The sequence below is a fragment of the Psychromonas sp. Urea-02u-13 genome (assembly GCF_002835995.1).
Taxonomy (GTDB): domain Bacteria; phylum Pseudomonadota; class Gammaproteobacteria; order Enterobacterales; family Psychromonadaceae; genus Psychromonas.
Genome location: NZ_PJBZ01000128.1, coordinates 1 through 7,360, shown reverse-complemented (window position 1 = coordinate 7,360; position 7,360 = coordinate 1). Strand labels below are relative to the sequence as shown.

At 38.2% G+C, this 7,360-nt stretch carries 6 protein-coding genes; 4 read left to right on the top strand and 2 right to left on the bottom strand.

What is annotated here, in order from left to right:
• Nucleotides 1-441: 441 nt before the first annotated feature.
• Nucleotides 442-1,395: a hypothetical protein gene (locus tag CXF74_RS20090; protein WP_101084307.1), complete on the top strand. Its 954-nt coding sequence runs from the start codon at nucleotides 442-444 to the stop codon at nucleotides 1,393-1,395.
• 75 nt (nucleotides 1,396-1,470) lie between these two features.
• Here CXF74_RS20090 and CXF74_RS20085 read toward each other — a convergent pair whose 3' ends face one another.
• The gene (locus tag CXF74_RS20085) at nucleotides 1,471-2,409 is read right to left on the bottom strand and encodes a LysR family transcriptional regulator (protein ID WP_101084306.1); all 939 of its coding nucleotides are present in this window, start codon (nucleotides 2,407-2,409) and stop codon (nucleotides 1,471-1,473) included.
• A gap of 190 nt (nucleotides 2,410-2,599) precedes the next feature.
• On the opposite strand from CXF74_RS20085, the gene CXF74_RS20080 reads away from it, so the two are divergent.
• From CXF74_RS20080 to CXF74_RS20070, 3 genes are all read left to right on the top strand, one after another.
• Nucleotides 2,600-2,989 carry a nuclear transport factor 2 family protein gene (locus CXF74_RS20080; RefSeq protein WP_101084305.1) on the top strand — a complete coding sequence of 130 codons (390 nt, stop codon included), beginning with the start codon at nucleotides 2,600-2,602 and terminating at the stop codon, nucleotides 2,987-2,989.
• A gap of 1,235 nt (nucleotides 2,990-4,224) precedes the next feature.
• On the top strand, nucleotides 4,225-5,739 hold the full coding sequence (locus tag CXF74_RS20075) for a catalase (RefSeq protein ID WP_442965963.1): 1,515 nt from the start codon (nucleotides 4,225-4,227) through the stop codon (nucleotides 5,737-5,739).
• 75 nt (nucleotides 5,740-5,814) lie between these two features.
• Nucleotides 5,815-6,354 (top strand): ankyrin repeat domain-containing protein, encoded by a 540-nt coding sequence (locus CXF74_RS20070; protein WP_101084303.1) that lies wholly within the window; start codon nucleotides 5,815-5,817, stop codon nucleotides 6,352-6,354.
• Between the two features lie 115 nt (nucleotides 6,355-6,469).
• On the opposite strand, the gene CXF74_RS20065 is transcribed toward CXF74_RS20070, so the two are convergent.
• Complete coding sequence (locus CXF74_RS20065; protein WP_101084302.1) at nucleotides 6,470-7,168, bottom strand: lipoate--protein ligase family protein; 699 nt, start codon at nucleotides 7,166-7,168, stop codon at nucleotides 6,470-6,472.
• Nucleotides 7,169-7,360: the final 192 nt, after the last annotated feature.

Sequence of the window (7,360 nt, the reverse complement as noted above, 5' to 3'; positions counted from 1 at the left end):
GTCAGGGCACCGGTCAAAGTAGGCGGTAATGCGACGGACAGCACGGGAATAGGCATCGATAGTCGAAGGTCGCTTCCCTTGTAAGGTTAAGTTGGTAAGATGTTGATGATAAAGGAAGTCGAAATGCTGTTGTTGGTATTTGTCCATAATAATTCTCCAGTAATCGCCTCTGAATGAGGGGTACTAGAGAGTATGGGTCTTTGTTTTTTCTGCCGCATAGCGGCTTCGTTCAACAAGTTGCTTAAACGGAATAAAAACAGTTGGTTATCGCTACGCGATTATAGCCAACCATTTTTATCCGCTTAACGAGGCGTTAAATTTCACTAAGCATTGTGAAATGTAGAATGCATAAGATAGATCGTCTGGTATTATATTAGAGCTTATTTTTCAGAGCGTTTGCTAATCGACTTTTGACACGCGTGTTTAAATATTAGGATTGTCATGCACTACTTGAAATACGTAATAATATTAACCTTTATTTTTTCAGGAATGGTACATAGCCAAACAAATCTCCAATTCTTATCAAAAATTAAAGCATCTGAAAATTTAGTTATCTCTGATGAATTTATCGTTCGACTTAGTCAATTTGATATGGCAGCAAGAATGAAAACTGACCAAGTCGTAGACAAAAAGCAATTTTTAGAATTTGTCTCTAGTAGTGTTATCGATTGGAATAAATCGGATATTACTAAAGTCACTAAAGCCTTTGATAGTATTAGGAGTCAACTTCAAAAACTGAAAATAGATCTGCCTAGCAAAATTGGAGTTATTCTCACTGACGGAAAGGAAGAAGGAAATGCGCCATATACAAGAGGGAATAGCATTATTCTTCAACATGATAAACTATCTTCTAGCAAAGAGTTAAAGAAGTTAATTGCACATGAGATATTTCATATTTACTCAAGAAATAACCCTTTAGTTAAAGACAACCTTTATAAAGCAATTGGTTTCTTTCCTGCTAAAGAACTCGAGTTTCCAAACACACTTAAAGGCCGAAGAATCACAAACCCTGACGCACCGAACAACAACTATGTAATCAGAGTCAAATTCAATAACGAAAAGTTGTGGGTATACCCAATAATATTTTCTGAAACAGATAGGTATATTCCAAGTAAAAGAGGAGAATTCTATGATTATTTGCAGTTTAAGCTACTAGTTTTAGATGATGGAAGTTCACGAATCCTCGACTTTTCACAAGTAAGCGGTTATTTTGAGCAAGTGGGAAAGAATACTAACTATATTATTCACCCTGAAGAAATTTTGGCTGACAATTTTGCATTAATGGTGTTGGGTATTACAGCTATTCCTTCTCCGGAAATTATCGATAAAATGAAAAATGTTTTTCGCCAATCTAGTTTGATTAACGTGCCAAGACGGACACCCGAATTTTTATGAACTCCCAAAGTAATATTGAGAGGGCAATGTTGGGATGTCCTATCCTGCGTTGAATCCGCTGATATTCATATCGAGCTAAGTTGCCATTGCTATCGTTAATTGCTCCTCTATCGCGCCTAAACATACCTCAACACTAAGTGGCATTTGCTTTCCAAAAGCATGTAACGCATAAACTGAGTTAGCGGGTAATCTGTGATCAGGGAAAACATCACTGAGTTCTGTTGATAATGTTTTTAAATGAAAATCAGGAATAATCCCAATCCCCGATGAAGACTGAATCAACGCTAAACACGTATGAAATGAATTTGTTACGCAGTGAGCGGTTGTCTTATATGAAATATTTTCAGAAGAGTGGGGGGTATTGCTTTGCTGAATCATAGAACTGCTTTTTAACTCAGGCGTTATTTTATCAGCTGCGATAGCTTTGAATCGATGATGAATCTCTTTTCCCTGCCAAGTATTACTAATATAAGCCAACTCTTGCCACGGTTTTGAGTGAATATAGTCAGGCTTACCACAAAGCACATCTCGAAAGGTGCCAATCCGCTTTTGTTTTAATGCACTTTCTTGTGACTGTCCAACACGAATGGCTAAATCAATGTCTTCATTCATTAAATCTAAATGTTGATCATGACTAATCAGTTCGGGCATCAACAAGGGATATTGCAATAACAAACGGCCAATAGAGGGCGCGACTAATGTTTCCATTAATGCGCTGGGAGCGGTTATTCTTATTCGCCCTTGCGGAATTATTTTGGTTTGTTGCACATCAAGCCAAGCGTCATTGGCTATTTGGTTTATCATTTTACACTGCTGATAAAACCGCTGACCGGCATCGGTTAATGACTGTTTGCGTGTAGTGCGTTTTAATAACAAGATCTCTAATTCATTTTCTAATGATTTAAGATGCTGGCTCACCACTGATTTTGAAACATCTAATAACTCTGCTGTTGCAGTGATAGATCCCGTTTCCACAATATGAGCAAAAACAGACATTTGTCTCAACCTCATCATAATTTACTCGCCTTTTATTGTTCTGTTTTATTAAACAGTCTTTCTTAATGTAGCTGTTTTTCTTGGTTAATAGTAGCGCTATTATTCTGCTCACTAACAAAATAGAAAACCAATACGTCTACTTACGGTGGCTCATATTACCTAGGTGTAATGCATAAAATATTAGGAATAAAAAGATGAAATTATCACGATGAACGAATCAAAAAAAACAGACAACATTATTTTAGAAGCATGTAAAAAGGGTATTTCAGATTGGACCACTGCATTTAACAATCAAGATGCTCTAGGCTGTGCAATGCAATACCAAGAAAATTGCATTATGACAGCGCGTCCTTTTGGTGTTTTTGAAGGTCGTGATGCCATTCAAGCTTTTTGGCAAGATATCATCGACAAAGGTTTTGATACGGTTGATTACACCGAAGTCGATTGGCAACCAGAGGGCGAAAATGGATATACATTAACCTCTCGTTGGACAATGAATAAGGCTTTTGGTGTGGTACACAATGAATTATGGATAGTGGGCGAAGATGGTCTGGCGAAGCTGGCAAGTGATGAATTTGAAATTCAGGGAGAGCGCTAATACAGCGTTTTGAATGTTGTTTATAAATAGTAATCGAGCCCCCGAATTTTTGATGGTTATATTGTTTTTTGTTTTTTGTTCTTAAAACTTAAGCCCTAATTCAAAAACTGAAATTAAAAGCGTCTGTCATTACACAATGCACGCAGCAATACCCCCGTTGTATTCCCTTTGATTTAAAGTTTGTTTTAGCAATGCCTGACAGGAAGTCAGGCATAAGTGCGCTTCAGAACATGGATGTTCTGTAAGCACTGGTGCGGTAAAAACAATCTTGAAATCAAATGAAGGGAATAATCGGGCGAGCTCTTTTCTGGTTACTCTTTTCTGCTCGCCAGAAAAGAGTAACTCGCCTCCGGCGAAACGACAGTAATGTAAGATCAAACATTGTTTGAACAAGCGTTAGCGTTAAAATATTCAACGCGTAAATGGTGTCTTTCTATTTTGAACAAGGGCGGAGGGTGATGTTACTCGAAGTAAAGTGGGATGTATCCTTTTTTGTTGGCGTGCAATTTTGTTGGCTGGCAATTTGTATTACCGCGACTGAATACGGGGATAGGAAGTCAATGTGGCAGCAAAGACTCCGTTTACATTTTGCTTAGGTGAACAGCAACTTTAGCAAAAGAAATCATGGAGTGAATTGAACGAGAGTTCAGGGTTCTGAACGGGCTAAGCACTGAGTACCCCTTGATCTTCATTAGCCTTTGCATGCACAGGAATGTGCATTCAAAGGCGGTACGTTAAGAAGTTGTTGATTACGTAAGAATAAAAAACGTTTCGGAACGGCACTTTTTGGTTACTTTTTATTGCTATTGAGAAGCATGACTTCCTAGAACTGCGAAACTACGTTTCGATTTCTACACATCGACTCGCCGAGAGGTGAAACTTCTGCAGAGTAAGCTCAAATAAAACCAGAATAAGCGTTAGCGAAAAAACAACTATTGGATAATAAATACTAGAGTGCCATTCAGTCCTAGTATTGCCTTTTGGCAAAGAAAAAAGGCAATACCCCATCACTTAAGACGTAAAACTTATGTCTGCCTCCGAAGTGTATTACCAAAAGCATGAAGTATTTTGATAGCTACTGTCGATCAATGAGGTTAACTTGATAGCTAAATACTATTGAATGATAAGGTTTAAACGAATTAACAAATATAAGTAAGCCCATTAGACTGTCCTCGTTCGACAATATATTCATATTCATATTCATAATCATAATGAGAAATATAATGAGAAATATAATGAGTTTTAATAAAAAACAATTAGCTATTGCCCTAACTGCCAGCCTTTCTTTCACTGCAACTGCAGAAACCCTCACCCGTGATAACGGTGCTCCAGTCGGGGATAATCAAAATTCAATTACTGCCGGTAGCAATGGCAGCGTGTTATTAGAAGATGTACAGCTCATTCAAAAGCTGCAACGTTTTGCCCGTGAACGAATTCCTGAACGTGTTGTACATCCACGTGGAGCAGGTGCTCATGGTGTATTTGTTGCGAGCAAAGATTTCAGTGTGATTACAGCAGCAACCCCCTTTGCTGACAAAGGTAAAGAAACGCCGGTTTTTGTGCGTTTTTCTTCTGTTGTTCACAGTAAAGGTAGCCCTGAGACATTAAGAGACCCACGTGGTTTTGCCACCAAGTTCTATACCGACCAAGGTAATTGGGATCTCGTTGGTAATAATCTGCCAGTATTTTTCATCAGAGATGCGATTAAATTCCCAGATATGGTGCACTCATTAAAGCCATCTCCTGTCACTAATATTCAAGATGCAAATCGTGTTTTTGATTTCTTTTCAAGCCAACCTAGTGCAACACATATGCTAACTTGGTTATATAGCGATAATGGTACACCTGCAAGCTACCGTAAAATGGATGGTTTTGGTGTACACGCTTATAAAATGATTAACGACCAAGGTGAAGTTAGTTATGTAAAATTCCACTGGAAGAGCTTACAAGGCATTAAGAACCTAGATGCAAGTGAAGTCGCTAAAGTGCAATCTACAGACTTTCAACACTTAACCCGCGATTTATATGACAGCATTGAAGCTGGGCAGCATCCTCAATGGGATTTATACATTAAGATTATGAGCCCATCAGATCTTAATAATTTTGAATATAATCCACTAGACGCCACTAAAGTTTGGACCAATATTGCTGAAACTAAAGTTGGGACAATGACATTGAATAGAATGCCAACCAACTTTTTCCAAGAAACGGAACAAGTTGCAATGGCTCCCGCTAATCTCATTCCTGGTATTGAACCTTCGGAAGATAGGTTATTACAGGGGCGTATGTTCTCTTATTCTGATACTCAAATGTATCGTTTAGGCGCTAACCATCAGCAATTACCCATTAACCGTCCTGTGGTAAAAGTAGTTAATTATAATCAAGATGGTGCTTTTAATAGTGGCTCGACCATCTCTAATGTTAACTTTCAACCAAGCCGCGAGGGGATTGTAGAGAATAAAAAAGCACGTCACTCTATACCTGCATTAGCGGGACACGTACAACAAAAGGCGATTGAAAAAGAATTAAACTTCACCCAAGCAGGTGAGCTGTACCGTAGCTTTTCAAAGCAAGAAAAGCGCAATTTAATCAGTAATCTAGCTGGTGATCTTGGGGCTGTTAAAAATACAGCAGTGAAGCTACAAATGCTTAGCTACTTCTATAAAGCAGACGTTGAATACGGCGTAGCGATAACCAAGGCTGTTAACGGCGATTTAACTAAAGTTAAAGCATTAGCAAGCAAGCTATAAATTGATTTTACTGTTATGCGAAAGAGGGCCTTTCGCATATTTCCTCATCATATTTCCTCATTAGGGTACTAATCGATGATAAATTTAAAAACGTTATTCAGTGCAACCCTATTCATTTTATATGGAGTATTTTTTTCAGCGAATCTGCAAGCTGAAGACCTTGACACTTCAACACAATACAAAAAATTATTACCCTATTATTATGCGGCCGCAAGAAGAGGTGATGAGGAAATAATAAATGAATTTCTAAATGCGGGCTTGCCGGTTGATGTCAAAAATATGAAGGGTTATACGGCGTTAATGATCGCAACTTATAATGGCCAAACAGCGATTGTAAATACATTGATTAAGCGCGGTGCAAATGTCTGTGCTGAAGACAATAAAGGCAATAGTGCATTGATGGCCGCCATTTTTAGAGCTGAATTTAATATCGCTAAGGTATTGATGCAAAGTGATTGTGATTCAAACCAACAAAATAATGCAGGCCAAACTGCGGTTATGTACGCGACATTATTTGGTCGCACAGAATTAAGAGCGTTACTCATTAGTCGTGGTGCTGATATTGAGTTACAAGATAACAGTGGTAATTCAGCTACCAGCATCGAAGCATTTTAATAAAAAATATCTTACCTAAATTACCTTCTTGATTTGATGCTTTTTAACAGTTAAACGGGGAAAAGGTTCGGGTGTTCGGTTTTTTTTTCGGTTTTTTTGAACCCTAGCTTAAGTCTCAAGCAATAAACGCTTGAGTCAGCTGCTGATAAAGCGTCTCAACACTGGGGCGAGTATTAATATGTTCAAACAAAGTGGTGTGTACCTGTGCTTTTATCTGATCGTTTTTATCACACAATTGATAACACAAATTAATGGGTTTAATGATCTCTTCTAACACAGCATCAACTAAGATACAGGCCTGTGCCAGTACAATTTTACCACCCCCTTTTTTCAAAATAATGCGCTGCGCAGTGCCTACGATCTTACGCCCGTTAATATTGATATTAAAATCCCCGTCACAGTAGGAAAATTCAGTGGCATGCGTTTCACTACTTAACCCATATTGACTGAAAAAATCTTGCAATATTTGGCATAAATTTTCATAAGCTTGGCTAATCGAGTAGGGCGTTGCATCGGGCCAAACATACAAGTGCGATAGGTTAATAATACCTTGGCATTGTGGCACCGGCGCGCCACCTGTTTTTCGTGAGAGCAATTTCCAATTATCTGCCTGTAAGGCGCTATGCAGCGCGGGGGACTCTGGCCATTTTTGACCCGAAGGAAATACAATTGTGGGTGTTTTTGCTTGCCATAATATAAGGCATTGCGAAATTTCATTGGCTTGCATTTGTGCAATCATGGCAGTTTCTTTTTCAAACACATTCGCCACAGACACACTTGTATAACGTAATAATTTATTGCGATTTTTCAGCATAACCATCCCCAGATTTAAACCATGGTTAACGATACTCAATGCGTTAAAGCAAAGAAAGAAAAAAAGGCGATACTCTTGAAGTTTTGATTAAATGTTAGTGAGGAAGTGGTACTTTTATATTGAAGATGGGATGTCCTATTTTGTTTATACAATTGATAACTCAATTATATCAGTATGTTATCTGTTTTTGTT

Bases quoted from the DNA above. Each gene is read 5' to 3' on its own strand.
- CXF74_RS20070 (WP_101084303.1), top strand. From the start codon at position 5,815: ATGATAAATTTAAAAACGTTATTCAGTGCAACCCTATTCATTTTATAT.
- CXF74_RS20080 (WP_101084305.1), top strand. From the start codon at position 2,600: ATGAACGAATCAAAAAAAACAGACAACATTATTTTAGAAGCATGTAAA.
- CXF74_RS20075 (WP_442965963.1), top strand. From the start codon at position 4,225: ATGAGTTTTAATAAAAAACAATTAGCTATTGCCCTAACTGCCAGCCTT.
- CXF74_RS20065 (WP_101084302.1), bottom strand. From the start codon at position 7,168: ATGCTGAAAAATCGCAATAAATTATTACGTTATACAAGTGTGTCTGTG.
- CXF74_RS20085 (WP_101084306.1), bottom strand. From the start codon at position 2,409: ATGATGAGGTTGAGACAAATGTCTGTTTTTGCTCATATTGTGGAAACG.
- CXF74_RS20090 (WP_101084307.1), top strand. From the start codon at position 442: ATGCACTACTTGAAATACGTAATAATATTAACCTTTATTTTTTCAGGA.